The following is a 24,058-nucleotide window of genomic DNA, read 5'->3' on the forward strand; positions in this document are numbered from 1 at the left end:
CCCGCTAATAGAGATTGTCCTTGTAATCCTTGTCGAGCGCCTTCTGCATCAGGCCGGGAATCGACACCGCCGCGCTCGCGATGCGAGCACCGAGGCCCTTGTCCTTGTTGAGCCGCATATGCTCGGCGAACATCTTGGCGGGCTTGATATCGGCGGGCGCGGCAGCGGCGGGCCAGAGCCGCGCGCGCCCCAGCGCGGCACTGGGCCGCAGCGCGATATCGAGGTCGCGTACCGTGGTAACGAGCAGCGGTGTCTTGCCCTGCACCGCGAAGGGCAAGCGCGCCGCCTCGTCGCTGGTCGGCGAGGCCGTGCCCGATAATATCGCAATGGCGGAAGACCCCGGCAGCAGCAGCGCTGCGGCGATGCGCGGCTGCGCGATGATGTTGCGAAAGCTGTCGGTGCGGCGGTTGCCGGGGCGGTCGGGGAACCAGAGCGCGCCGTCCGCCAGCCTTGCCATGCATCCCGCCGGATCGCCCTTGGGGCTGAGGTCGGCGTGCCCCTGCGGGTCGACGGTCGCCAGCGCCATGAAGCGGCTCGCCGCGACGAAGGCGCCGACCTCGTCCGGCGCGCCGACGAGCGGCTCTGCCGACCAGAAGTCGGATCGGATCAGCGCCTTGGCGCAATGGACATAGCATTCCTCGATCGCGATCCGCGCTATGCCACTTTCGGTGTCCGCGACCCGGCCGTTGATGCGTAGCGTTTCGCCGATACCGGGCAGCAGGAACAGCGAGCTGAACCCCGCGCCTGCCCGGACCAGAGCGGGGTCGTCGATCAGGTCGAGCGGCACCGACAGCGTCGCGGCATCGGCGCTCGCAAAGCCCGGTTCGCCGCCGCCGATGGTGATCGCGATCGAGGCGCCATCGCCGATCCCTGCGAACATCAGCGGCGATGCCGCAAGCCAGCGCCGCGCAGTAGCATCGACATGATCGATCACCTTCAGGTTGATCGCGGGCGGCTGCTTGCCGACCACCGCTTCGAGCGCGGCGATGCTGTCGATGACGCTCATGCGCTTCCTTCCGTCAAAGCTGCGGCCCGATCATCGGTGCGCTGCCGGGCCAGAGGCGCCCGGTCCGGCCGCAATAGGCGTCCCATTCGGCGCCGAAGCGGCGCGCCATCATGCGCTCCTCCTGCGGAACGCGCAGGAACCACATCGCGGCAAAGGCCGGAACGACGAGCACGCCCGCGATCCAGTTGTGGATCAGCAGCGGCTGCGCCAGCGCCGAAATCCAGATCGCGGCATACATGGGATGACGGATACGGTCATAAATGCCGTTCGTCACCAGCGCATGTCCGTCGCGCACCTCGAGGCCCGGGCTCCAGTTGCGGCCGAGGTCGGCGTGGCTGCGCCAGAAGAGCCAGAGGAAGGGGATTTGCAACGCGGTGCCGATCCCTGTCGCCCAGTCGAGCAGGCGATAGTCGGCAAAGGCAAACAGCGGCGTGGCGAGGTGGAGTAGCGGCAACAGCATCATGGCGAGGAACATCGCCGTCAGCAGCAGCTTTTCGGTCACGTCCTTGCGGGCATCGACGACGACGTTGGCGCGGTTGCGCAGCGAGTGGGGCAGGCGGATCGCGATCGTCGCGACGAAGGCGCCGAGCCATATGAGCGCCCCCCAGCCATTGTCCTGCCATCGGAGCAGCGCGAGCAGCAGCAGGGCCAGCGCGGCGATGGCGGTCGCCATCGCGGGAAGGCTGGTCATCATCGATCGCCGGTTCGCTTCGGACATAAGGCCATCCTTTCGTACAGATTTTCATCATGGCATAGTTGCAAATGACTCGCAATAACATATAAGCGCGCGGCATCCCGCACGGAGAATCGCATGTACGCCCTTGTCGACCGGCCAGTCGAAAGCCTGACCAACAGCGGCCGCTTCCTCTTGTGGGCGATGCGCGGCTGGACCCACGCCGCGACGCGCGGCGCCTGTCCGCCGCAGGCGCTGCACCGCGGTTTTGCCGATACGGGCGCACTGGCGGCGCTTCCCGACTTCCATGTCGCGATGGCGCTTCTCGCCACCGGAGCGTCCGCGCCGCTCGAGCTGGCGCCGATGCCCTGCGTCCAGATTTCAGAGCATGAAGCAATTCTGCTTGGACTTTGGCGCGACTTTTCGCTGGAGGACGGAGCTGCCGCCCGTGCCACCCTCGCCCTGCTCGTCGGCAATTCCAGCGTCGGACCGGTCGCCCATGCGATGCGCGCAGCGATCGAACGACTGGCCTTCGCGGGATTCCACCTGCCGGTCCTCGCGGTCGGCGCCATGAAGCATCAGGAAAGTCCAAAGTGATGAGTGATCGTATTGCCGCAGCCGCCAAACTGGCCCCATCCGCCTCGCTGACCGTCGAGGAAGTGCTGCGGGTGCGCCACTGGAACGAGCATCTGTTCAGCTTCTCGATCACCCGCCCGCCGAGCTTTCGCTTCCGTTCGGGCGAATTCGTGATGATCGGCCTGCCGGGCGGCGAGGGGCGGCCGCTGCTGCGCGCCTATTCGATCGCGAGCCCCGCCTGGTCGGACGAGATCGAATTTCTGTCGATCAAGGTGCCCGATGGCCCGCTGACGTCGCGTCTGCAAAAGATCGCGCCGGGCGACCCCATCTATCTCGGTCGCAAGCCGACCGGGACGCTCGTCGCCGACGCGCTGCTGCCGGGCAAGCGGCTGTTCCTGCTCTCGACCGGCACCGGCCTCGCGCCATTCCTCAGCCTGGCGCGCGACCCCGACATCTACGACCGCTTCAACCAGGTCGTGATCGTCCATTGCGTCCGGCAGGTCAGCGATCTCGCCTTCCGCGAAGAGCTTGAAAGCCAGCTCGCGGGCGATCCGCTGGTGCAGGATCTGGCGCTGCTGCAATTCCATTATCTGCCGACGGTGACGCGCGAGCCTTTCCGCATTGAGGGGCGCATCGACGCGCTGATCGACAGCGGCCGCCTGTTCGGCCATCCGCTGACCGGCCCCACGCAATTCGATCCCGCAACCGATCGCATCATGATGTGTGGCAGCATGGCGATGATCCGCGACCTGCAGGCGCGCTTCCTGTCGCTGGGCTTCAAGGAAGGATCGAACGCCGCGCCCGGCGACTTCGTCATCGAGCGGGCTTTCGTGGGGTGACACGCCTCGTCATTGCGAGGAGCGAAGCGACGCGGCAATCTCCAGCCCTCGGCGTTGCGCAAAGCCGAGGGCTGGAGATTGCTTCGCTCCGCTCGCAATGACGACGGAATCAGGGTTTCCCCGCGTAAGCCTTCACCAGATCATACATATAGTCGCGCCCGACATAGACCGACCGCACCTCCATGCGTTCGTTGAGGCCGTGCGCGCCATTGCCGTCGGGGTCGCCCCACATGCCGGGAATGCCATAGGTCGGAATGCCGACCGCGCCGAGGAAGGTCGCGTCGGTATAGCCGTTCGCCATCGCGGGAACGACCTTCAGCCCCGGCCAATATTTGTCGACCAGCGTCTGCATCGGCCCGATCACCTTGGGATCGAGCGGCGGCGCGGGTGGGGCGGGGCGCTTGGGCGGTAGCTGGGTGACGGTAACGCCCGGATCGCCGATCAGCGTCGCCAGTTCGTCGCGGATCGATTCGATGCTGTGCCCCGGAAAGATGCGACAATTGACGTTCGCCCCCGCGCGCTGCGGCAGCGCATTCGCCGCGTGCCCGCCGTCGAGCAAAGTCGCGACGCAGGTCGTGCGCAGATTGCTGTGCAGGAAGACATCCTTGTTGACGATCGCCTCGGCCGCCTTGTCGGTGGGGTCCTTCGCGAGCGCGACCATTGCCCGGCCGGTCTCGTCGCCGCGCGCCGCGCCGGCTTCGGCGAAGAAACGCCGCGTCGTGTCGGTCATCTCGAGCGGGAAGTCATAGGCCGCGATCTTGCTCAGCGCGGCCGAGAGCTCGTAGATCGCGTTGGCGGGAACCGGCGCCGAGCTGTGGCCGCCGGGGTTGCGGGTTTCGAGGCGGAAATTGGCAAAGGTCTTTTCGCCGACCTGCACCGACTGGCCGAGCACTTTGCCCTTTCCGTCGCTGTCGCCGCCGCCGCCTTCGTTGAGCGCGAATTCGGCGTCGATCAGGTCGCGCTTGTTCGCGGCGAGCCATTCGGCGCCGTTGAACGCGCCGTTGGTCTCCTCGCCGCAGGTCAGCGCGACCTTGACCGTGCGTTTGGGCTTATAGCCTTCCTGCTTGAAACGGATCAGCGTGTCGATCCAGACCGCCGCCTGCGCCTTGTCGTCGGCGGTGCCGCGGCCATAGAAATAGCCGTTTTCCTCGACCATCGTGAACGGGTCGCGCTCCCAATCCTCGCGCTTCGCCTCGACGACGTCGATATGCGCGATCAGCAGGATCGGCTTCGCGCGCTTCGACGTGCCGGGATAGACGGCGACGAGGCCGCCTTCCTTCGGATGTTCGGGAGTGCTGAACAGCGTAAGTTGATCGTCGGCGAAACCCGCGGCCTTGAGCCGCGCCGCCATGCGCTCTGCGGCGAGGGTGCAGCTTCCCGAGGAGAGCGTCGTGTTGGTCTCGACCAGCTCCTTGTAGAGGTCACGGAAAGCGAGCTGGTCGGGGCGCGGCGCCTCCTGCGCCAGGCCCGGCGTCGCCATCAGCAGCGCTGACGCCAGCAGCGCGGTTGCCTTCCTCATCGTCTCTCCCCTCTTCCTGAAAGCTGAGAACGCTAAGGAGCAGAAAGCGGAGCGGGCCGCAAGCCGCTTGCACCCCCGCGGGCTTTCGCGCAAGTGCTGCGACGGGGAGAGAAATTTGACCGCCATTGCTGACGATCCGCCCGGACTGGTGGCGCGCGCCGTGCGGCGCCTGCTGTTGCTGCTCTATCGCATGCGCGGCTGGAAGGCGGTGGGTGAGGTGCCTGAACCGCGGCGCTTCATCATCATCGCCGCCCCGCACACGAGCAACTGGGATTTCGTCAACTATCTCGGCCTCACCGCCGATCTGGGGGTGCGGCCGCATTTCATGGGCAAGCTGTCGCTGTTCCGCTGGCCGATCGCCGGCTTCATGCGCCAGATGGGCGGGGTGCCGGTCGATCGCGCCCATGCGAGCAACGCGGTGCAGCAGATGGTCGATGAATTCGCGCGCCGTGCCGAATTCATGCTGACCGTCGCGCCCGAGGGAACGCGCGGCAAGGCGCGCAAATGGCGCACCGGCTTCTACCAGATCGCGCTGGCGGCGAAGGTGCCGATGGTCGTCGGGCTGATGGATTATGGGACCAGGACCGGCGGGCTCGGGCCGCTGATCTGGCCGACGGGCGATTTTCGGGCCGACATGATGAAGGTGTTCGACGTCTATAAGGGCTGTATTCCCAAACTCCCCGAGCGCGCGGTCCGTTCGATCGACGACATCGTGGGGACGGAGGAAGAAGGAGCAGGCGGATGAGCGGCTTGCCGGCGATGCTGGGGTTGAATTTTGCGGCGTTGATTGCCGTGGTGCTGATCCTGTGGGCGGTCGCCGTCCGCATCCGCGACGTGTCGTTCATCGATGCTTTTTGGGCATTCGGCATGGTGATGCTGGCTTGGGCGAGCGCCTTGCAGGCCGGGGTTGGCGCGCCGCACGGGCTGTTGCTGCTCGGCCTCACGACCTTGTGGGGCTTGCGTCTCGCCTTCCATCTGTTCCGGCGTTGGCGTACAGCGGGCGAGGATCCGCGCTATCGGAAGATCCTCGGCGGCGTCATGAAGCAGCGCGGCTGGAGCTGGCCGCGTTCGGCGCTGGTGATGGTGTTCCTGATGCAGGCGCCGCTCCTCTTCGTCACTTGCCTTCCCGCGCAGATCGGTATCTGGGCGAGCACGGCGGACGCGGCGCCCGCCGTCGGCGTTGCCGGATGGATCGGCGCGATTGCGGCCCTGACCGGGATCGCGTTCGAGAGCATCGGCGACGCGCAACTCGCGCGATTTCGCGCCGATCCCGCGAACAAGGGCAAGGTTCTCGACACCGGCCTCTGGCGCTATACGCGGCATCCCAATTATTTCGGCGACGTGCTGACATGGTGGGGCCTGTGGCTGATCGCCGCCGACCTCGGCCCGTGGATCGCGCTTGCGAGCGTGATCGGGCCGCTATTCCTGACCTTCACTCTCACCAAATGGTCGGGCAAGGCGCTGCTTGAAAAGGGGCTGCACAAGACGCGCCCCCGCTATGCCGATTACGTCGAGCGCACTTCGGGATTTGTGCCATGGCTGCCAAAGACCAAGGTCTAGGCGCGCCCGAAACCGCTGCCGACGTCTCGGCGCTCGGCGATGTGCCGCGCATCCGCGCGATCCTGACCGAGGCGGCGCGTGAGGGGCGGAGCGTCAGCTATTCCGAACTGCTTGGCGACCTCGGCTTTCGCTTCACGCGGCCCAAGATGCGCGCGGTGTGCCGGACGCTGGCCGAGGTCGACCGTCTCTGCGCCCTCGACGGCGAGCCCGACCTCGCGGTGCTGGTGGTGCGCGAGAGCGACCGCCTGCCGGGGCAGGGCTGGTGGGTCGGCGGCACCGCGCTGCTCCTCGGCTACGACGGCCCGTGGGAGGGCGCCGCGGCGGCGCGCTTCATCCGCGAGCAGCAGCAGGCGGTGTTCGATTATTGGGGCAAGCTGCAAGGGGATGTCAGAAATGAATGAAATGATTGCGCGCCTGACGGCTATTGCCGCTTTGATCACCGCGCCGTTTGCATATGCCCAAACACCTGCCCCTCCAGTTCCGCCGCCTGCGCTCGCGTCTGACGGAGTGTCGGCCCGAAAGATGTCGAGCACGGAAGCATTAAACACACTGTTCGAGCTAAATGGTCCTTTGGCCGCCAATTCGGGCCAGTGTCAAACCCGGCCATTCGGCCTTCTCGCGCGCGCGCTTCAATCCGAAGCCAAAAACGTATCGAAAAAAAAGGAACAAGAATCTGCGGTCGAATATCAGGAAAGGCTGAGGCGAACGGCACAAGTTATTTACGGCAGGCAAATTTCCGTCTGTCTGCCTTTTGACGGACCCGGTGTAGCGATGACCTATTCTCCATCCGAACAGATGATTTACGGACGGTTTAACCGCGAGTTCGATGTTGATGTATTTAGGAAATCGCGAGGGCCTCAGACCATCCCTACGGACACCACGCCATTTAAAGTCGAATTGACCGAGGGGTTTGTTAGTGCTGCCTCACTTGATATTCCGAAGGCCATGCCATGCCTGATCGAATGGAACCGACGTGAGCTTGAGAAAAAAATGCCCGAGCCGCCGAAGGAAGAGCCCTGGCGTGAGTCGTTCAAATGGCCGAGGAATGAATTCGAATTCCGGATGTCCGCCACGGCGGGCGACGAAACGTCGCTCAGGTCTCGCGGCCGCTTCATCATCGTTGGGCGGCTCACCTCCCCATGGTTCGCCGAGAGCGGGCGAAATCTACCCGCGACCCGCCATGATCCGATCATAAGAGACGACACCGTTTTCACCCTTCACATCGCCGCAGAAAAGTTCGTCGTGCTGGATGCCGCCGGGAAAGAACGCTGGTCTTGCTCCGTCTCTTCGCAGGCTCAATAATAGCGCATGTTTGCCGTCGCTCCGGTTTTTTACTCGGAAGCGGTTCGGCAGGTGCCCCGCCTGTCAAGTCTGGAGCGAGATGGCCTGATTGGGGCCATAATTCCTACTTTTTGAGCCCGATCTCGCGCAGCCGCTCCTGCAGATAGTCGTCGGCGGTGATCGGCGTCGGGTAGAGATTCGGGTGCGACGCATCGATGCAGCTTTCCAGCGTCCGAATCGGATAGTCCGAGCGGAAATGCAGGAAGAAGGGCATCGAGTAGCGCGCGACGCTGGCGCGGCCCGCGTCGGGGTTGCGGACGCGGTGGGTGGTCGAGGGGAGGCGGTTGTTGGTCAGCCGCTGGAGCATGTCGCCGACATTGACCGCCATCGCGCCCGGCGGCGGACTGACCGGAAGCCACGACCCGTCCTTGTCGAGGATTTCGAGTCCCGCTTCCTCGGCGCCCAGGAGGAGCGTGATCGTGTTGATGTCCTCATGCGCCTCGGCGCGGATGCCCTTCGCGGGGCCCGCGACCGGCGGATAATGGAGCAGGCGCATCACGCTGTTGCCGTCCTTCACCGTGTCGTCGAAGAAATCGGGCGCGAGGCCGAGGTAGCGCGCGATCCCCGACAGCAGCCGGCCGCCGACGCGGTCGAATTCGGCGAACAATTTGTCATAGACGGCGCGGAAGCCGTCGACTTCCTGCGGCCAGACGTTGTTCGGCTGCTGCGCGGCGAGCGGGTGCCCTTCGGGCAGGTCGCGGCCGACGTGCCAGAACTCCTTGAGGTCGACCTCCTTCGCGCCCTTGGCGATCTCGGTCCCGAACGGCGTATAGCCGCGCGCACCGCCGCCGCCGGATATATGATAGGCGCGCTTCGCCGCCTCGGGCAGCGCGAAGAAGGCCTTCGCCTTCGTCCAGGCATCGTCGATCAGCGCGGGGTCGATGCCATGATCGGTGATCATCGCGAAGCCGAAGCGCTCGAACGAGGCGCCGAAGTCGTGGGCGAACTGCTCGGCGGGGAGCGACATGGAAATGACGGGAACGGCAGCGGTCATGCGTGGGAAGTCCATTCGATTCAGGGGCGGCGCCCGGCGGGCGCTGGATGACTCGCGATTTAGGCGCTGCGGCGCGCGGGTTAAAGGGAAAAAGGCGGTTTCGTCCCGCGCCGGGCTCGGCTAGACCCGCCGCCATGGCAAAGCAATATTGGCTGATGAAATCCGAACCCGACGCCTATGCGTGGGACCAGCTCGTCAAGGACGGCACCGGTATCTGGGACGGCGTGCGCAACCACAGCGCCAAGCTCAACATGAAGGCGATGAAGGTCGGCGACGAAGCGCTCTTCTATCACAGCAATATCGGCAAGGAATGCGTCGGGATCCTGACGATCACCGAAGAGGCCTTTCCCGATCCGACCGCCGAAGAGGGATCGCCGTGGGTCGTGGTGCGCGTCGCGCCGGTGCGCGCTCTGGCGCATCCCGTAACGCTGGCGGCGATCAAGGCCGACCCGAAGCTCGCCGACATGGACCTCATTCGCCTGTCGCGCCTGTCGGTCGGGCGGGTCAAGCCTGATGAGTGGAAGCATATCCTGAAGATGTCGGAAACGGCGGCGGGTTGAGCCTCTTCGTCATTGCGAGCGCAGCGAAGCAATTCAGAGCGGTTTACGCTTACTCTGGATTGCTTCGCTGCGCTCGTAATGACGAGCTTTAGGAAGTCTATCGCAGCTTTATTTGCAGATGCTTTGCCACCGACGGATGCAGCGGATTGACGAACTCGCAGCCGAAATTATTGCCGTCGGCGCGGCGGACGACGGCTTCGAGCTGTTGCAGGCCGGGCAGGTTGACCCAGATGTGCTTGCCGATCTTGGGGCGCGCGAAGGTGACCATGCGAAAGCCCGTCGAGGAGAGATCGAACAGTTCGACGTCGAACGGGTTGAAGCCTGGCTCGCGAAAGCGCGCGCGACCGCACACGGGCGCGCGCTCGGCGCCTCGCGTCCGCGCTACCGGTTTGCCGTTGGTTGTCGTCTGCACGGTCCTGCGTCCCAGCCTCATCTGATTCGGGCCGAAACTAGCGCCCCATTGGTTATCCTAAAGTGAAGAAGCATGGTGAATTTCACGGGTGCGGCGGCGCGTCTCCGACCGCCATCAAATGGCCGGGATAGGGCGCGACGAGCCCGCTCGCCTCGCGCCAGTCGGCGGTCAGCCAGCGCTCCTGGTCCTCGGGCGCAAGGATCAGCGGCATGGCATTTGGCTGATAACGTTCGAGGAGGCTGTTGGGATCGGTGACGAGCAGCGCGAAGCTCGGCCAGTCCCCGGTCTGGCGCTGGATCCCGGCAAAAGCGAAAATCGGCCGGCCGGGAAGCGAGAACCAATGCTGGCGGCGTGCGCCGTCCGGACCCGACCATTCGGCATAGCTCGTCGCCGGAATCAGGCAGCGAAGTTCGGGATGGCGCAGCGTGCCGATCCAGAAGGGGCTGGCGAGGTTGCGGACGCTGGTGATCGGCCGCGTCCCGCGTGGCGGCGGCGGGACGCCCCACAATCGCGGGCGCAGGAAACGGCGCGGCCCGCCGCGGCTGTCGGGGACGATCACCGGCGCCGGGCGGCCCGGCGCGACATAGTCGCCCGTCCATGGATCGTCGCCGGTCTCGACCCCGAAAGCGTTGGAAATCTGCGCCGCCGTGGCGTCGAGGCGATAGAGTTGCATCGCCTCGGCGTCCGCTAGTCGAAGGACACGCGGCCGCGTCCGGCCTTGACTGTGGCGCGGGCTTTCTTGCTGTCGACGCGCCGTGCCTTGGCCGCCTTGCTCGGCTTGGTCTTGATGCGCTTTTCGGGGCGGACGAGCGCGGCATCGACCAGCTCGCTCAGCCGTTGCCGCGCGTCGGCGCGGTTCGCTTCCTGCGTGCGGAAGCGGCGCGCGAGAATGACCAGTTCGCCCTCGGTCGTCATCCGGCTGCCCGCGAGCGTCTTCAATCGCCGATAGGCGTCGGGGGGCAGGCCGAGCGCATAGACATCGACGCGAAGCTGGCAGGCGGTCGCGACCTTGTTGACATTCTGCCCGCCTGGCCCCGTACCCGCGAGGAATTTTTCCGTGATCGCGCTTTCGGGGATGTCAGCCACGGGTCGGCGCCGCGCCTTCCGGCGGCTCGAACCCCAGCGCGGCGAAGCGGTCGGGGAAGGGAGCTTCAGCGATGATCGACGGCTTGACGTCACGTTTCACGACGAGCCGTTCGGCATGAAGCATCGTGCGATCCTTCGGCCCGCCGGTGCCGTAGACGGGATCGCCGACGATCGGAAAGCCGAGCCCTTCGAGCGCGTGGACCCGAAGCTGATGCGTGCGCCCGGTCTCGGGACGGAAGCGGAGCAGCGCGCGGCCGCCCGCGACCGCCAGCTTTTCCCAATGCGACACCGACGGCTTGCCTTTCGGGTCGACGACCATCCGCCAGCCCGCCTCGGCGGTCGACGTCTTGCCGAGCGGCAGGTCGATGATGCCGCGATCGTCCGCCGGCACCCCGGCGAGGATCGCGAGATATTGCTTCTCGACCTCGCGCCCCTCGAAGGCGCGGGTGAAGCGCCCGTGCGCCTTGGGATTGCGCGCGAGAAGCAGGCAGCCCGAGGTGTCGCGGTCGAGCCGGTGGACCGCGAGCGGCCAGCGCTTGAAGCCGAAGCGCAGGCTGTCGAGATGATTTTCGAGGCTGAGGCTGCCGTCGCGCGGCGGATCGACCGGCAGGCCTTCGGGCTTGTCGATGACGAGTGCCTCGCCGTCGAGGAAGAGAATGCGATCGGAAAGCAGCATGGCGCGCCTATAGGCGAAGCGGGGCGCGACGCCAACTTTCCCTATATGGGACAGGAGCGAGCGCCGGGAGCTCCGATATTTACAATATGGCAAGGCATTGCGGGCATTGCGGACCCCGGACTTAAGGGGTGGGTAAGGCTTCGTGGCAGCGGGCATGAACAAGAGCAGCGGGGGCAGGACCGACCGCGACGAAAGCGTGGCGAACGACGGCGCGCGGGGTTTTTTCGGCAAGATCGGCGCGCGCAAGGTGCGACCGCGCGGCGACGCGGACGAACCCGCCGCGCATCTCGACACCCGCGAGGCGCTGCTGCTCGTCCGCAATTATGAGGAAAGCAACCGCGGCTGGTTCTGGTCGACCGATGCGAATGGTCGGCTGACCTATATCACCGACGCGGTCGCGCGGCTGATGGGGCGGACGGGCGGCGCGCTGCTCGGCACCAGCTTCACCGACCTGTTCCTTCCCGTCGACAGCCATGGCGAGCGCCAGCGCACCTTGCCGTTCCTGATGACCCGCCAGTCGAAATTCGACGAACTGCCATTGCGCAGCGCCTTCGAGGGCGACGATCGCTGGTGGGCGGTGTCGGGGTCCCCGCATTTCGACGGCGGCGGCCGCTTCACCGGCTATCGCGGCAGCGGCGCCGACATCACCGCGCAGCGCCGTTCGGCCGAGGACGCCTCGCGCCTCGCACTCTATGATTCGCTGACCGGGCTCGCGAATCGCTTCCATATCTCGAAGAAGCTCGACACGACCCTCGCCGCCTTCGCGCAGCAGCAGCGGAGCTGCGCGATCATGCTGCTCGACCTCGACCGTTTCAAGCAGGTCAACGACACGCTAGGACATCCGGCGGGTGACGCGCTGCTCAAGCAGGTCGCCGAGCGGCTGCTCAAGATCGTCGGCGACAAGGAGATGGTCAGCCGTCTTGGCGGCGACGAATTCCAGATCATCCTTCCCGACGTCGAGGATCGCGGCAAGCTGGGCGACATGGCCGCCGACATCATCGCCAGCCTGTCGCAACCCTATTCGGTCGAGGGCAGCCGCTGCATCATCGGCGCCTCGGTCGGTGTCGCAATCGCGCCGTTCGACGGGCTGACCAGCGACGACCTTGTCCGCAACGCCGACCTCGCGCTCTATGCCGCGAAGGGCAATGGCCGCGGCCGCTTCGCTTTCTATTCGAGCGACCTTCACCAGGCGGCCGAGGATCGCCGCAAGCTCGAGGAGGATCTGCGCGACGCGCTGACGCGCGGCGAGATGGAGCTGAGCTATCAGCCCGTGGTCAACGCGCAGTCCAACATGGTGACCGGGGTCGAGGCGCTGATCCGCTGGACGCATCCCGAGCGCGGCGTGATTTCACCCTCGGTTTTCATCCCGATCGCCGAAGAGGCCAATCTTATCTGGTCGCTCGGCGAATGGGTGCTGCGCAAGGCCTGCGAGGAGGCCGCGCGCTGGCCCGGCGAACTGCGCGTCGCGGTCAACGTCTCGCCGATCCAGTTCGCCAACGCCGACCTGCCCAAGGTCGTGGCGAACGCGCTCGCCGCCGCGGGGCTGCCGCCCGACCGGCTCGAGCTCGAGATCACCGAAAGCGTGTTCCTCGCCGATTCGAACGAGACGGCGCGGATGTTCAAGGCGCTGAAGGGGCTCGGCGTGCGCCTCGCGCTCGACGATTTCGGCACCGGCTATTCGTCGCTCGGCTATCTGCAATCGGCGCCGTTCGACAAGATCAAGATCGACCAGAGCTTCGTGCGCGGGGCGACCCAGAAGGGGTCGCGCAACGCGGCGATCATCGCCGCGATCGTCGCGCTCGCTGAGGCGCTCGACATGGAGACGACCGCGGAAGGCATCGAATCGCACGACCAGCTCGACCTGATCCGCAAGCTCGCGGTCAGCCATGTGCAGGGCTATATCTACAGCCAGCCGGTATCGAGCGACGAACTGCTGGGCCATGCCGAGGCGGGATCGTGGATCATCAAGCCATCGGGCCCGGCGCGCCAGCGCAACGACCGCTTCCAGATGTTCCGCAAGGTCGGCGCGGTGCACGGCAACCACCGCTACAATGTCGTGATCCGCAACCTGTCGGCGACGGGTGCCTTCATCGAGGGCATTTTGGACGTGCCGAAGGGGACGCAGTTCGTGATCGACTTCGGCGAAGGCCAGCTTGCGACCGCGACGGTCCGCCGCTCGATGAAGCATCAGCAGGGCATCGAATTCGAGCAGTCGCTGGTCAGCGACGGCAATGGCGGCCTCTGCACCCGGCACCGCGTCTCGCCCTATCTGATCGCGGCGGCAAGCCAGCAGGCGCAGGCCAATCTGGCGCTGCCCGCCTTTACCACGACCAACGACTGGCAGGCGGCCTGAGGGCGCCCGCGGCGCAATCTCGACTTTTGGCGCGGGCGCGGCCATAGGCGCGCGCCATGACCGACAGATTCGCTTTTCAGGTCGCCGCGACCGACGGCGCCGCGCGCACCGGTGTCATCCGCATGCGGCGCGGCGAGATCCGCACCCCCGCCTTCATGCCCGTCGGCACCGCAGCGACGGTGAAGGCCATGCGCCCGGCCGAGGTGCGCGCCACCGGCGCCGACATCATTCTCGGCAATACCTATCATCTGATGCTGCGCCCCGGCGCCGAGCGGATGGCGCGGCTGGGCGGCCTCCACAATTTCATGGGCTGGGACCGCCCGATCCTGACCGACAGCGGCGGCTATCAGGTGATGAGCCTGTCGGCGCTGACCAAGCAGAGTGAGGAAGGCGTCGCGTTCAAGAGCCACCTCGACGGCTCGCGCCATATGCTGACCCCCGAACGCTCGATGGAGATTCAGCGTCTGCTCGGCAGCGATATCGTGATGGCATTCGACGAATGTCCGCCGAACGGCGTCGACGCAAAGCGCGCCGAGGCGAGCATGGAGCGCTCGATGCGCTGGGCGGCGCGGAGCCGCGCGGGGTTCGACGCGGGTGAAGAGCATGCGGCCGGTGCCGCGCTGTTCGGTATCCAGCAGGGTTCGCTTGACGAGAAGCTGCGCGCGCGCTCGGCCGCGGCGCTGACCGATATCGGTTTCGACGGCTATGCGATCGGGGGATTGGCCGTCGGCGAGGGGCAGGAAGCGATGTTCGGCGTGCTCGACTTCGCGCCCGGCCAGCTTCCCGCCGACAAGCCGCGCTATCTGATGGGGGTGGGGAAGCCCGACGATCTGGTCGGCGCGGTCGCGCGCGGGGTCGACATGTTCGACTGCGTGCTGCCGACGCGTTCGGGCCGCAACGGTCAGGCCTTCACCTGGGACGGGCCGGTCAACATCCGCAACGCCAGACATGCCGAGGATCTGGGGCCGCTCGACGCCTCGTGTGACTGCCCGGTCTGCACGACCTGGTCGCGCGCCTATCTCCATCATCTCGTCCGCGCCGGCGAGATGCTGGGCGCGATGCTGATGACGCAGCATAATCTGCATTTTTATCAGGCGCTGATGCAGGCGATGCGCGACGCCATTGCGGCGGGGACGTTTGCGGCGTTCCAGACGGATTTCGCCGCGCGCTACCGGAAATGAATCAGTTCAGCTTGTTTAAGAGGTCGAGCATCGATTGGGGGATGGTTTCGTCGACGGCAGAGTCGTAGGCGCGGCGCAGGGCGATATTAATCTCCTGCACCTTCCCGGGGAGTTTCTTCTCGGCGTCCTTTCCGGCCGGCTTTTCGGGCGGCGTAGCGGAATCAGACGACATCATATTGCCAGACGCTCGACATGGGCCCTTTTGCTAACCGCGCGGTAACCAAAGCGCAATGCGCCTTTGTTGCTTCCCTGGGAAACTAATTTACGGCTAAATCGTTCCCAAGGGGTGAAATTATGCCGGGCGATGCGGATTTTTTCGTGTGTCACGGTTCGGAATCGGCGGATTTCTCCGCCGTATCAGGAGGGTATCCATGTCATTAGGCCAGGCGATCGCGCCGCATCTTCCCTATTTGCGGCGCTATGGCCGCGCGATTTCGGGGAGTCAGCAGAGCGGCGATGCGCTGGTCGCGCGCCTGCTCGAAACGCTGGTGGCGCATCCGGACGCGATCGACGCGGGGAATGAGCTTCGGATTCAGCTCTATCGCATGGTCCACGACAATTTCGGTCTGATGACGGACCAAGCTGCGGCTGGCGACGAGACTATTCCTGCCGAGATCGCGGTCGCCGACGCGCGGCTTCGCCGCATTCCGTCGCTGGCGCGCCAGGCGCTGCTGCTGACCGCGGTCGAAGGCTTCAGCACCGCGGAGACCGGGCGAATCATCGGCCGCGATGCTCCCGCTGTCGAGGCGCTGATCGCCGAGGCGATGGAAGAGATCGATCGCCAGACGCGCGCGCGCATCCTGATCATCGAAGACGAACCGATCATCGCGATGGATATCGAGATGATCGTTCGGGAACTCGGCCACGACGTCGTCGCGGTCGCGACCACCCATGCCGAGGCGGTCGCCGACGCGCAGACGCATCAGCCGGGCCTCGTGCTCGCCGACATCCAGCTCGCCGACAACAGTTCGGGGATCGAAGCGGTGCAGGAAATATTGACCGCCATGACGGTGCCGGTGATCTTCATCACAGCTTTCCCCGAGCGGCTGCTGACCGGCGACCGGCCGGAGCCCGCCTTCCTGCTCACCAAACCCTATCAGCCCGCGACGCTGCGCGCGGCGATTTCGCAGGTGCTGTTCTTCGACGAAAGCACCGTGCCGGCGTAAATCTGCCTCGTCATTGCGAGCGCAGCGAAGCAATCCAGAGTGGCGTAAACCGCCTTGGATTGCTTCGCTGCGCTCGCAATGACGCACGGAGGGTTGATAGCTGGGTGAGAGCAGGCGATAGCGGCACTCGATGACCGTACTCGACGCATCCGCGCGCCAGTCCGCGCTCGACCGGCTGACCGCCAACGCGCCCTTCCTCGCCCGGCTCGCCGAGCTCAATCCCGACGACGTGACGCGGTTTCTCGCCGACGGCACCGACGCCGCGCTCGCGCTCGTCGCGCCGCCGCCGGTCGACGACGACATCATGCGCACGCTGCGCCAATGGCGCGGGCGCGTGGCGTTGCTGCTCGCGCTCGGCGACCTGTCGGGCGAGCATGATGTCGCGGCGACGACGCGATTGCTTTCGGTTTTCGCCGATCAGGCGTGCGACGCGGCGATCCAAGCCGCCTTCGCCGAACGCGTTCCGGGCGAGGAGGCGCGCGGGCTCGCGGTGATCGCGCTCGGCAAGCTCGGCAGCCATGAGCTCAATTACTCGTCGGACATCGACCCGATTTTGATCTTCGACCCCGAAACGCTGCCACGTCGTTCGCGCGACGACCCCGACGAAGCGGCGGTGCGGATCGCGCGGCGGATGGTCGAGATATTGTCGGCGCGCACTGCCGACGGCCACGTCCTGCGCGTCGACCTGCGGCTGCGGCCACATCCCGAGGTGACGCCGATCGTCCTCCCCGAAAGCGCCGCCATCTCCTATTATGAGTCCGAGGCGCTCGCGTGGGAGCAAGCGGCGTTCATCCGCAGCCGCGCGTCGGCGGGCGACCGCGTGCTTGGCGAGAATTTTCTCGCCGCAATCCAGCCCTTCATCTGGCGCCGCAGCCTCGATTTTCGGCAGCTCAAGGAAATCGGCGCGATGAGCGACCGCATCCGCGATCATTTCTCGCAGGGGCAGGCGTTCGGCCCCGGCTACGACCTGAAGCGCGGGCGCGGCGGCATCCGCGAGATCGAGTTCTTCGCGCAGGTCCACCAGCTCATCTATGGCGGGCGCGATCCGTCGCTGCGCGTCCCCGCGACCGTCGACGCGCTCGCCGCGCTGGCGAAGGCGGGGCGGGTCGATGGTGCGGTCGCCGCGCGGCTGACCGGTCATTACGCCACGCTGCGCCGCATCGAGCATCGGCTGCAGATGATCGAGGATCAGCAGACGCATAGCCTGCCCATCGCGCCCGACGCGCTCGACGCGGTGGCCCGGCTCGACGGCGAGGCCGACGGCGCCGGCCTGCTCGCGGCGCTGCTGCCGGTCGTGACCGACGTCGGCACCTGCTACGACAGCCTGGTGGTCGAGCGCGCCGCGACCGGCGGATTGCCGCGCGATGAGGGCGAACTCGCGGGCGCGCTGAGGACCGCGGGGTTCGAGCCGCCCGACGCCGCGCTTCGCACCGTCGCCGACTGGCGCGGCGGCAAGCTCCGCGCGCTGCGCAGCCCGGCGGCGCAGGGCGCGCTGGAGACGGTGCTTCCCGAATTGATGAAGGCGATCGGCGCGGCGCCCGATCCGCAGGCGACCTTGCTCCGTTTCGACAAGCTCGTCGGCGGATTGCCGAGCGCGATCAATTTTTTTCACCTGCTCGCGGCGCAGCCCGAGCTGGCGCGGATCGCGACGCGCATCCTCTCGCTTGCCCCCACTCTGGCCGACGCGCTCGGCGCGCGGGTCGAGCTGATCGAAGGGTTGATCGACAAGCGCGCGTTCGAGGCGCCCGCAACGAAGAGTGAGTTGCTCTCCGAATGGGCGCCGGGGCTGGCGGGGCTCGACTATGAACGCCTGCTCGATCGCGTCCGCGACCGCGTCGGCGAACGGCGCTTCGCCTATGGGGTGCAACTCGTTGCCGGGGCGAGCGACCCGATGACGATCGCCTGCGGCTATGCGGAGCTGGCCGAGGCGGCGTTGCAGGTACTCGCCGATGCGACGGTGGCGGAGTTCGTCCAGGCGCATGGCCGCGTCCCGGGCAGCGAACTGGTCGTCCTTGCGCTCGGCCGGCTCGGGGGCCGGGCGCTGACGCACGCTTCGGACCTCGACCTCATCTATCTTTTCACCGGCGATCATCTCGCCGAATCGGACGGGCCGCGTCCGCTCGGCGCGACGACCTATTACAACCGTCTCGCGCAGCGCGTGACCGTGGCGATGTCGGTGCCGACCGCGGCGGGAAAGCTCTACGACGTCGATACAAGGCTGCGGCCGCAAGGCGCGCAAGGTCCGCTCGTCGTCACCCTCGACAGTTTCGAGCGATATCAGCGCGAGGAGGCGTGGACGTGGGAGCATATGGCGCTGCTCCGCGCGCGGCCGGTCTATGGCTCGGACGGCGCGAAGGCGGAACTCCACCGCATCATCGACGATCTGCTCGCGAGCCCACGCGATCGCGATGCGGTGGCGAAGGACGCCGCCGAGATGCGCGACAAGATCGCCGCGCACAAGCCGCCGAAAGGCCCGCTGGACATCAAGGGCGGTCCCGGCGGCCTCGTCGACCTCGAATTCGCGATGCAGGTGACACAGCTTGCCACCGGCCGCTGTCACGACCCCAATATCGGCTCGGCGCTGGCCTGTATGCGCGTCGATGGTCTGGCGCCCGCCGCGGTTTGCGACGCGCACGCGCTGCTCGGCCGGATGCTCGTCATGCTGCGCCTGACCGCGCCCGACGGGGAACCCGCGACGCCCGCCGCGCGTCAGCTTGTCGCGAGCGCGTGCGGCGAGCCCGGCTGGCCGCAATTGCTTGCCGCACACGACGCGGCACGGCACGAGATCGCCAACTGGTGGGCGTCGATTCGCCCGCCGCAGCAGGAGACACAGTCATGACCCTCGCAATCGGCGACGCCATTCCCACGGTTACTTTGCTCGACGCCGACGGGGCGACGATCGACCTTGCGGCGATGAAGGGCGCGCCGCTGGTCGTCTATTTCTACCCCAAGGCCGACACGCCGGGCTGCACCACCGAGGCGCAGGATTTCACGCGCCTCGCGCCCGATTTCGCGCATCTGAACGCGCAGGTGCTGGCAGTGTCGCGTGACGCGCCGGCGAAGCTCTGCAAGTTCCGCGACAAATATGGGCTGACCGTGCGGCTTGCCTCCGACGAGGACGGCGCGGTGTGCGAAGCCTTCGGCACCTGGGTCGAGAAGCAGAATTACGGCCGCACCTATATGGGGATCGAACGCTCGACCTTCCTGTTCGGCGCCGACGGCAAGCTGGCGAAGGAGTGGCGCAAGGTCCGCGTGAAGGGCCACGCCGACGCGGTTCTGGAGGCTGCGAAGGCGCTTTGATGCCAACGCTGGGCGAAGCTGCGCGCGCGGTGCTGCTGACGCCGGACCCGCACGACAAGCGCCGCGCGGCGCGCGCGCTGGCGCGGGCTTGGCGGCGCGGCGAACTCGCGCATCGCTGCGACGTGCCGATGCCCGATCGTCCGGCGTGGCCCGAAAAGCCCGAATTGCTGCCGCCGAACCGGATGCCGCGCCGCCGCAAGGGCGGGTCGGATCGCGGGCGGATCGCGATGCTCCACGCGCTCGCGCATATCGAATTCGTCGCGATCGATCTCGCCGTCGATCTCGTCGGGCGCTTCGGCGGTGAATTTCCACGCGGCTTCGTCGACGACTGGATCGGGGTCGCCGCCGACGAGGCGATGCACTTCGCGCTGCTCGACCGGCGATTGCGCCAGCTTGGCAGTTTCTATGGTGAACTCCCCGCCCACGCCGGCCTGTGGGAGGCCGCCGAGGCGACCAGCGACGATGCGCTGGCGCGGCTCGCGATCGTCCCGATGGTGCTCGAAGCGCGCGGGCTCGACGTCACGCCCGCGACCGTCGAGCGCTTCCGCGCCGCCGGCGACGCGCCGTCTGCGAAGATTTTATCGCGTATTTACAAGGATGAAGTCCGGCATGTGCGCGCCGGCACAGCCTGGTTTAACCAAAAGTGCGACGAAATGGGATTCAACGCCGTCGAAACGTGGCAAAGCCTCGTAAAATCGCGATTCCGGGGTTCCGTTAAGCCGCCGTTCAACGACTCGGCGCGCGGTGAAGCCGGTTTAACGCAAGACTATTACGCCGTTATTGCTTGGTAAGGCTTGGGCCGTCATCAACACTCGCGGGCAGGGACGAGTTCCCATCCGAACATAACATCCGGCACCAGCGGCCCTTAAGAAAGGGCACTGGCGACAAGGACTGCGGGGTCGATACGTGCGATACGCTTCTCTGGCGCAAAAGTTTCATCTTGGCCTCATTGTCTGCGCCGGTGCGCTGACGGGCCTTGCCGCTCCGGCGGCGTATGCGGCGGACGCTGCCGGTGCCGATGCCGGCATCGCCGTTCCCGACGAACCCGATCAGGACAATTTCCCGGCGAGTCTGGTCGCGCAGACTGAGGATCGCGAAGCGCGCGCGATCTTCCAGGCGTGGAAGCGCCTTGACACCGGGCTGGCCGCGAACATCGGCGTCTCGGTGCCCTCGCGCCGCCCGATCGAGCAGATGTCGCTCTCGTCTTCCTATGGGATGCGCGTCCATCCGATCACCGGCAAGCTCGCGCGTCACAACGGCGTCGATATTCCGGCGCCCTATGGCACTCCGATTTACGCGACCGCCGACGGCATCGTCGGTCGCGCCCAGCGGCTGGGCGGCTATGGCAATTATGTCGAGATCGAGCATGGCAACCAGATCGAGACGCGCTACGGCCATATGTCGTCCTATATCGTCAGCCCCGGCCAGCAGGTGAAGAAGGGCGACGTGATCGGCTATGTCGGTTCGACCGGCCGCTCGACCGGCAATCATCTCCATTATGAAGTCCGCATCGAAGGGTCGCCGGTCAATCCGCTGCCCTTCTGCGCATCGGATTCGATGACGATCGCGGCGATGACGGGTAACAAGAAGCTCGCAATGGGCGGTCCCGAATAAAGCTTCTCTGGGTCGGAGAGGAGGGGCGCCCCACGGTAAACGGCCGGGGCGCCCTTTTCATTTGAGCGCCCCCCTCCTATCTTGCGGCCATGGCCACGCAGATTTCCGACATTAGCCTGTCCCCCGCCGCCGCGGCGCGCGTCCGCTGGATCGCGACCCGCAAGGGCGAAGCCGAGGCGGCGCTGCGCCTCGCGGTCGACGGCGGCGGCTGTTCGGGCTTCACCTACCGCTTCGGCCTCGCCGAGAGCATCGATGCCGATGACGTCGTCACCGAAACCGATGGAGTGAAGCTGGTCGTCGATCCGGTCAGCATCGACCTGGTGCGCGGCTGCGTCGTCGATTTCGTCGATTCGCTCGGCGGATCGTCGTTCAAGGTCGAAAATCCCAACGCCGCCTCGGGCTGCGGCTGCGGATCGAGCTTCTCGGTCTAGGGACTACACCGCTTCCGTTTGTGCTGAGCTTGTCGAAGCACCGTCCTTCTTTTACGCTGGAAGGAAGAACGGCCCTTCGACAAGCTCAGGGCAAACGGAAAGAGATGTGAGCCGGTGCCCCTGAAAGTCGCGACCTTCAACATCAACGGGATCAAGGCCCGCCTGCCGCGCCTTGTCGAATGGCTCGAGGAAACCCAGCCCGACGTCGCCTGCCTGCAGGAGCTCAAGTCGAGCGACGAGACGATGCCGACCAAGGAGATCGAGGCAGCGGGTTACGGCTTTCTCTATCACGGGCAAAAGGGCTTCAACGGCGTCGCGATCCTCGCCAGGGGGACCGAACCGCTCGAAATTCAGCGCGGCCTCGCGGGCGAGGCCGAGGACGAGCAGTCGCGCTATCTGGAGGCCGACGTGTTCGGCGTGCGCGTCGGCTGCATTTACCTGCCCAACGGCAATCCGCAGCCGGGGCCGAAGTTCGATTACAAGCTGCGCTGGATGGCGCGGCTGCGCGAACGCGCGAAGGCGCTGCTCGCTGCCGAGGTGCCGGCGATCCTGACCGGCGACTATAATGTCATCCCGCATGACGACGATGTCTGGGACCCGCGCGGGCCGATGGCGAATGACGCGTTGATGCAGCCCGAATCGCGCGATGCCTTTTTCCGTATCCTCGGCGACGGCTGGACCGACGCGATCCGCAGCCGCCATCCGGCGGGCGGCGTGTGGACCTTCTGGGACTATCAGGCGGGCGGCTGGCAGCGCGACCATGGCTTTCGCATCGACCATCTGCTGCTCAGCCCTGCAATGGCCGACCGGCTGACCGATGCCGGGGTCGACAAGGATCATCGCGGGCGCGAGAAGGCGAGCGACCACGCGCCGACCTGGGCGGTCTTCGCATGAGCCCGCTGTCGGCCACTCACCTGGCCGACGCGCCGCTCTTCGCGGGACTGGGCGAAGCCGAGCGCGCCGAGCTCGCCGACGCTTTCGTACCGCGCCATTTCGCCGATGGCGCTGCGATCCTCGTCCAGAACGAGCGCGCCGAGGGGCTGTTCCTGATCGATACCGGCCGTGTCGATATCGGCAAACGGCTGCCCGGCGGCGGGCTTGCGAAGCTCGCCGAGGTCGGGCCGGGCGAGGTGATCGGTGACATGGCGCTGATCGGCCGCGACCTGAGGCGGTCGGCGATGGGCATCGCGCGCGGTCCCGTTGCAACCTGGTATCTTCCCGCCGATCAGTTCCGCGCCGCGCTGGCGCGGCTGCGTCCCGCGTCGTTGCAATTGCAGGCCGAGCTCGGGCGGCTGATCGCCGGGCGCGTCGTCGCCAAGGCGGCCGACATCGCGGCGCTGCTGGTCGCCGAGCCCGGCGCCTTCACCCCGCGCCCGCGGCGCGGTCTCGCGCCGGTGGCCGAGGACAGCTTCACGCCCGAAGCCTTTCTCGCGAAATTGCCGTGCTGTGCGGCGATGACGCCGGCGCAGCGGCTCGCCTTCTGGGACGCCGGCGCGCGGATCGAAGCGCCCGCCGATACCGACCTTGCACCCGTCGGCGGGGCGGCGGATCGGGTCTGGCTTGTCGTGCGCGGCGCAGTGCGCAGCGCCTTGCCGCACCGCGAGGGCATTTATCAGCTCACCGTCACCGGCCCCGGCCAGTTCGTCGGCATCGCCGCAATGCTTGCGGGCAGCACACACGACCGGCTGCTGAGGACCAGCGAGCAAGCGACGCTGCTCGCCTTCGACCGCGCGACCTTTGCCGAGATGATCGATACCGGCGACGCGCTCAGCCGCGAACTCGGCGCGGCGGTCAATGCCGATCTGGTCACCGCGCTCGACGCGCTCGATCAGGTCGAGGCGCGCATTCTCGCAATGCGCCGCGGACATGCGGTGGCGGCCTGAGGAAGCAAGCAGCAAGGGAAAATGATGACGGAAAGCAAGGCCTATCAGGTCGCCGACTGGAACGGGCGCAGCGGCGAGCAATGGGTCGCCAATCAGACACGACTCGACGCGATGCTCGTCGCGTTCGGCGACGCGGCACTTTCGGCGGCGGCGGCGGGCGAGGGCGACCGGGTGCTCGACGTCGGCTGCGGCGCGGGTGATACGAGCCGCGCACTCGCCGCGCGCGTCGGACCGCGCGGGCATGTGCTGGGCGTTGATATTTCGGCGCCGCTGATCGACCGCGCGCGCGAGGCTGCTCCCGCCGGGGCGCCGCTGGCGTTCGAGCTCGCCGATGCGGGGACCGCGGCGCTGCCGGAGCGGGCGTTCGACCTGCTGTTCTCGCGCTTCGGGGTGATGTTCTTCGATGATCCCGCCGCAGCCTTCGCGCATATGCGCGGGGCGTTGAAGCCCGCGGGCCGGCTGGCGTTCGTCTGCTGGCGGGGCGGGGCGGAAAATGACTGGGTGCGCCTGCCGATGGCGGCGGTCGCGGACCTGATTCCCCTGCCACCACCGCCCGATCCCGAAGCGCCTGGCCCCTTCTCGTTCGGCGACAGCGGCCGTGTCGCGCGCATCCTGACCGACGCGGGGTTCGTCGACGTCTCCATCGCTCCTTTCGACCATCCCGTTCCCTTCGGGCACGGTGCGACGCGCGAAGCGGCGGTCGACAATGCGGTGGACATGGCCTTTCAGGTGGGTCCGCTGGCGCGCCTGCTCGCCGAGCAGCCGGATGAGATCCGCGCGCAGGCGGCGGAGGCGGTGCGGCGCGCGTTCGCGGCGAAACCGGGCGAGCGGTCGGTGATGATCGACGGCGCCGCCTGGATCGTCACCGCGCGCAACCCGGCGGGCTAG

27 protein-coding genes are annotated in these 24,058 nt (G+C 66.7%); 18 read left to right on the forward strand and 9 right to left on the reverse strand.

Annotated features, from left to right (window positions below):
• Positions 1-4: 4 nt before the first annotated feature.
• Together NP825_RS01830 and NP825_RS01835 are read right to left on the reverse strand one after the other, a co-directional pair.
• Complete coding sequence (locus NP825_RS01830) at positions 5-1,006, reverse strand: pyridoxamine 5'-phosphate oxidase family protein (protein WP_257547940.1); 1,002 nt, start codon at positions 1,004-1,006, stop codon at positions 5-7.
• 13 nt (positions 1,007-1,019) lie between these two features.
• Complete coding sequence (locus tag NP825_RS01835; protein ID WP_257547941.1) at positions 1,020-1,724, reverse strand: protein-S-isoprenylcysteine O-methyltransferase; 705 nt, start codon at positions 1,722-1,724, stop codon at positions 1,020-1,022.
• Between the two features lie 93 nt (positions 1,725-1,817).
• Here NP825_RS01835 and NP825_RS01840 point away from each other — a divergent pair, with 93 nt between their 5' ends.
• Both NP825_RS01840 and NP825_RS01845 read left to right on the forward strand, forming a co-directional pair.
• On the forward strand, positions 1,818-2,276 hold the full coding sequence (locus tag NP825_RS01840; RefSeq protein ID WP_257547942.1) for a hypothetical protein: 459 nt from the start codon (positions 1,818-1,820) through the stop codon (positions 2,274-2,276).
• Positions 2,276-3,094 carry a ferredoxin--NADP reductase gene (locus NP825_RS01845; RefSeq protein ID WP_257547943.1) on the forward strand — a complete coding sequence of 273 codons (819 nt, stop codon included), beginning with the start codon at positions 2,276-2,278 and terminating at the stop codon, positions 3,092-3,094. The genes NP825_RS01840 and NP825_RS01845 overlap by 1 nt, the downstream gene beginning before the upstream one ends.
• A 109-nt stretch (positions 3,095-3,203) precedes the next feature.
• Here the strand turns inward: NP825_RS01845 and NP825_RS01850 are convergent, their stop codons facing one another.
• Positions 3,204-4,613, reverse strand: coding sequence for a M20/M25/M40 family metallo-hydrolase (locus NP825_RS01850; RefSeq protein WP_257547944.1), 1,410 nt, complete (start codon positions 4,611-4,613; stop codon positions 3,204-3,206).
• Positions 4,614-4,728: 115 nt separating this feature from the next.
• Between NP825_RS01850 and NP825_RS01855 the strand changes: the two genes are divergently transcribed.
• The 4 genes from NP825_RS01855 to NP825_RS01870 are packed head-to-tail and all read left to right on the forward strand — an operon-like array spanning position 4,729 to position 7,475.
• Positions 4,729-5,358 (forward strand): lysophospholipid acyltransferase family protein, encoded by a 630-nt coding sequence (locus NP825_RS01855; RefSeq protein ID WP_257547946.1) that lies wholly within the window; start codon positions 4,729-4,731, stop codon positions 5,356-5,358.
• Entirely contained in the window at positions 5,355-6,173 is an 819-nt protein-coding gene (locus NP825_RS01860) for a DUF1295 domain-containing protein (protein WP_257547948.1), read from the forward strand. The genes NP825_RS01855 and NP825_RS01860 overlap by 4 nt, the downstream gene beginning before the upstream one ends.
• Positions 6,149-6,574: a ribose-phosphate pyrophosphokinase gene (locus NP825_RS01865; RefSeq protein WP_257547950.1), complete on the forward strand. Its 426-nt coding sequence runs from the start codon at positions 6,149-6,151 to the stop codon at positions 6,572-6,574. Before NP825_RS01860 ends, NP825_RS01865 begins: the two co-directional genes overlap by 25 nt.
• Complete coding sequence (locus NP825_RS01870) at positions 6,567-7,475, forward strand: hypothetical protein (protein WP_257547952.1); 909 nt, start codon at positions 6,567-6,569, stop codon at positions 7,473-7,475. The genes NP825_RS01865 and NP825_RS01870 overlap by 8 nt, the downstream gene beginning before the upstream one ends.
• Before the next feature lie 103 nt (positions 7,476-7,578).
• Here NP825_RS01870 and NP825_RS01875 read toward each other — a convergent pair whose 3' ends face one another.
• On the reverse strand, positions 7,579-8,508 hold the full coding sequence (locus NP825_RS01875; RefSeq protein ID WP_257547954.1) for an isopenicillin N synthase family oxygenase: 930 nt from the start codon (positions 8,506-8,508) through the stop codon (positions 7,579-7,581).
• A gap of 134 nt (positions 8,509-8,642) precedes the next feature.
• On the opposite strand from NP825_RS01875, the gene NP825_RS01880 reads away from it, so the two are divergent.
• Positions 8,643-9,068, forward strand: coding sequence for an EVE domain-containing protein (locus NP825_RS01880; RefSeq protein WP_257547956.1), 426 nt, complete (start codon positions 8,643-8,645; stop codon positions 9,066-9,068).
• Between the two features lie 97 nt (positions 9,069-9,165).
• Here the strand turns inward: NP825_RS01880 and NP825_RS01885 are convergent, their stop codons facing one another.
• The 4 genes from NP825_RS01885 to NP825_RS01900 all read right to left on the reverse strand — a co-directional run bounded on the left by NP825_RS01885 (position 9,166) and on the right by NP825_RS01900 (position 11,242).
• The gene (locus NP825_RS01885; RefSeq protein ID WP_257547958.1) at positions 9,166-9,480 is read right to left on the reverse strand and encodes a PilZ domain-containing protein; all 315 of its coding nucleotides are present in this window, start codon (positions 9,478-9,480) and stop codon (positions 9,166-9,168) included.
• Positions 9,481-9,562: 82 nt separating this feature from the next.
• Positions 9,563-10,153, reverse strand: coding sequence for an SOS response-associated peptidase family protein (locus tag NP825_RS01890; RefSeq protein ID WP_257547960.1), 591 nt, complete (start codon positions 10,151-10,153; stop codon positions 9,563-9,565).
• 14 nt (positions 10,154-10,167) lie between these two features.
• A complete protein-coding gene (arfB, locus tag NP825_RS01895; protein ID WP_257547961.1) occupies positions 10,168-10,566 on the reverse strand; it encodes an alternative ribosome rescue aminoacyl-tRNA hydrolase ArfB in 399 nt (132 codons plus the stop codon).
• On the reverse strand, positions 10,559-11,242 hold the full coding sequence (locus NP825_RS01900; RefSeq protein WP_257547962.1) for an RluA family pseudouridine synthase: 684 nt from the start codon (positions 11,240-11,242) through the stop codon (positions 10,559-10,561). Before NP825_RS01900 ends, arfB begins: the two co-directional genes overlap by 8 nt.
• Before the next feature lie 142 nt (positions 11,243-11,384).
• On the opposite strand from NP825_RS01900, the gene NP825_RS01905 reads away from it, so the two are divergent.
• Both NP825_RS01905 and tgt read left to right on the forward strand, forming a co-directional pair.
• Positions 11,385-13,595, forward strand: coding sequence for an EAL domain-containing protein (locus tag NP825_RS01905; protein WP_257547963.1), 2,211 nt, complete (start codon positions 11,385-11,387; stop codon positions 13,593-13,595).
• Positions 13,596-13,651: 56 nt separating this feature from the next.
• On the forward strand, positions 13,652-14,776 hold the full coding sequence (gene tgt / locus NP825_RS01910) for a tRNA guanosine(34) transglycosylase Tgt (protein WP_257547964.1): 1,125 nt from the start codon (positions 13,652-13,654) through the stop codon (positions 14,774-14,776).
• A gap of 1 nt (position 14,777) precedes the next feature.
• Here tgt and NP825_RS01915 read toward each other — a convergent pair whose 3' ends face one another.
• Complete coding sequence (locus tag NP825_RS01915) at positions 14,778-14,948, reverse strand: NepR family anti-sigma factor (RefSeq protein ID WP_257547965.1); 171 nt, start codon at positions 14,946-14,948, stop codon at positions 14,778-14,780.
• 199 nt (positions 14,949-15,147) lie between these two features.
• On the opposite strand from NP825_RS01915, the gene NP825_RS01920 reads away from it, so the two are divergent.
• From NP825_RS01920 to NP825_RS01960, 9 genes are all read left to right on the forward strand, one after another.
• Positions 15,148-15,942 (forward strand): response regulator, encoded by a 795-nt coding sequence (locus tag NP825_RS01920; protein WP_257547966.1) that lies wholly within the window; start codon positions 15,148-15,150, stop codon positions 15,940-15,942.
• 130 nt (positions 15,943-16,072) lie between these two features.
• Positions 16,073-18,781 (forward strand): bifunctional [glutamine synthetase] adenylyltransferase/[glutamine synthetase]-adenylyl-L-tyrosine phosphorylase, encoded by a 2,709-nt coding sequence (locus NP825_RS01925; protein WP_257547967.1) that lies wholly within the window; start codon positions 16,073-16,075, stop codon positions 18,779-18,781.
• A complete protein-coding gene (locus NP825_RS01930; RefSeq protein ID WP_257547968.1) occupies positions 18,778-19,242 on the forward strand; it encodes a peroxiredoxin in 465 nt (154 codons plus the stop codon). Before NP825_RS01925 ends, NP825_RS01930 begins: the two co-directional genes overlap by 4 nt.
• Positions 19,242-20,033, forward strand: coding sequence for a ferritin-like domain-containing protein (locus NP825_RS01935; RefSeq protein ID WP_257547970.1), 792 nt, complete (start codon positions 19,242-19,244; stop codon positions 20,031-20,033). Before NP825_RS01930 ends, NP825_RS01935 begins: the two co-directional genes overlap by 1 nt.
• A 115-nt stretch (positions 20,034-20,148) precedes the next feature.
• Positions 20,149-20,856, forward strand: coding sequence for a M23 family metallopeptidase (locus NP825_RS01940; protein ID WP_257547972.1), 708 nt, complete (start codon positions 20,149-20,151; stop codon positions 20,854-20,856).
• Positions 20,857-20,945: 89 nt separating this feature from the next.
• Positions 20,946-21,287: an iron-sulfur cluster insertion protein ErpA gene (gene erpA, locus NP825_RS01945; RefSeq protein WP_257547974.1), complete on the forward strand. Its 342-nt coding sequence runs from the start codon at positions 20,946-20,948 to the stop codon at positions 21,285-21,287.
• A 120-nt stretch (positions 21,288-21,407) separates the two neighbouring features.
• A complete protein-coding gene (gene xth / locus NP825_RS01950) occupies positions 21,408-22,181 on the forward strand; it encodes an exodeoxyribonuclease III (protein WP_257551248.1) in 774 nt (257 codons plus the stop codon).
• On the forward strand, positions 22,178-23,170 hold the full coding sequence (locus NP825_RS01955; RefSeq protein ID WP_257547976.1) for a cyclic nucleotide-binding domain-containing protein: 993 nt from the start codon (positions 22,178-22,180) through the stop codon (positions 23,168-23,170). Before xth ends, NP825_RS01955 begins: the two co-directional genes overlap by 4 nt.
• Positions 23,171-23,194: 24 nt before the next feature.
• On the forward strand, positions 23,195-24,058 hold the full coding sequence (locus NP825_RS01960; RefSeq protein WP_257547978.1) for a class I SAM-dependent methyltransferase: 864 nt from the start codon (positions 23,195-23,197) through the stop codon (positions 24,056-24,058).

Origin of the sequence: Sphingopyxis sp. DBS4 (genome assembly GCF_024628865.1) — a bacterium.
GTDB lineage: Bacteria > Pseudomonadota > Alphaproteobacteria > Sphingomonadales > Sphingomonadaceae > Sphingopyxis.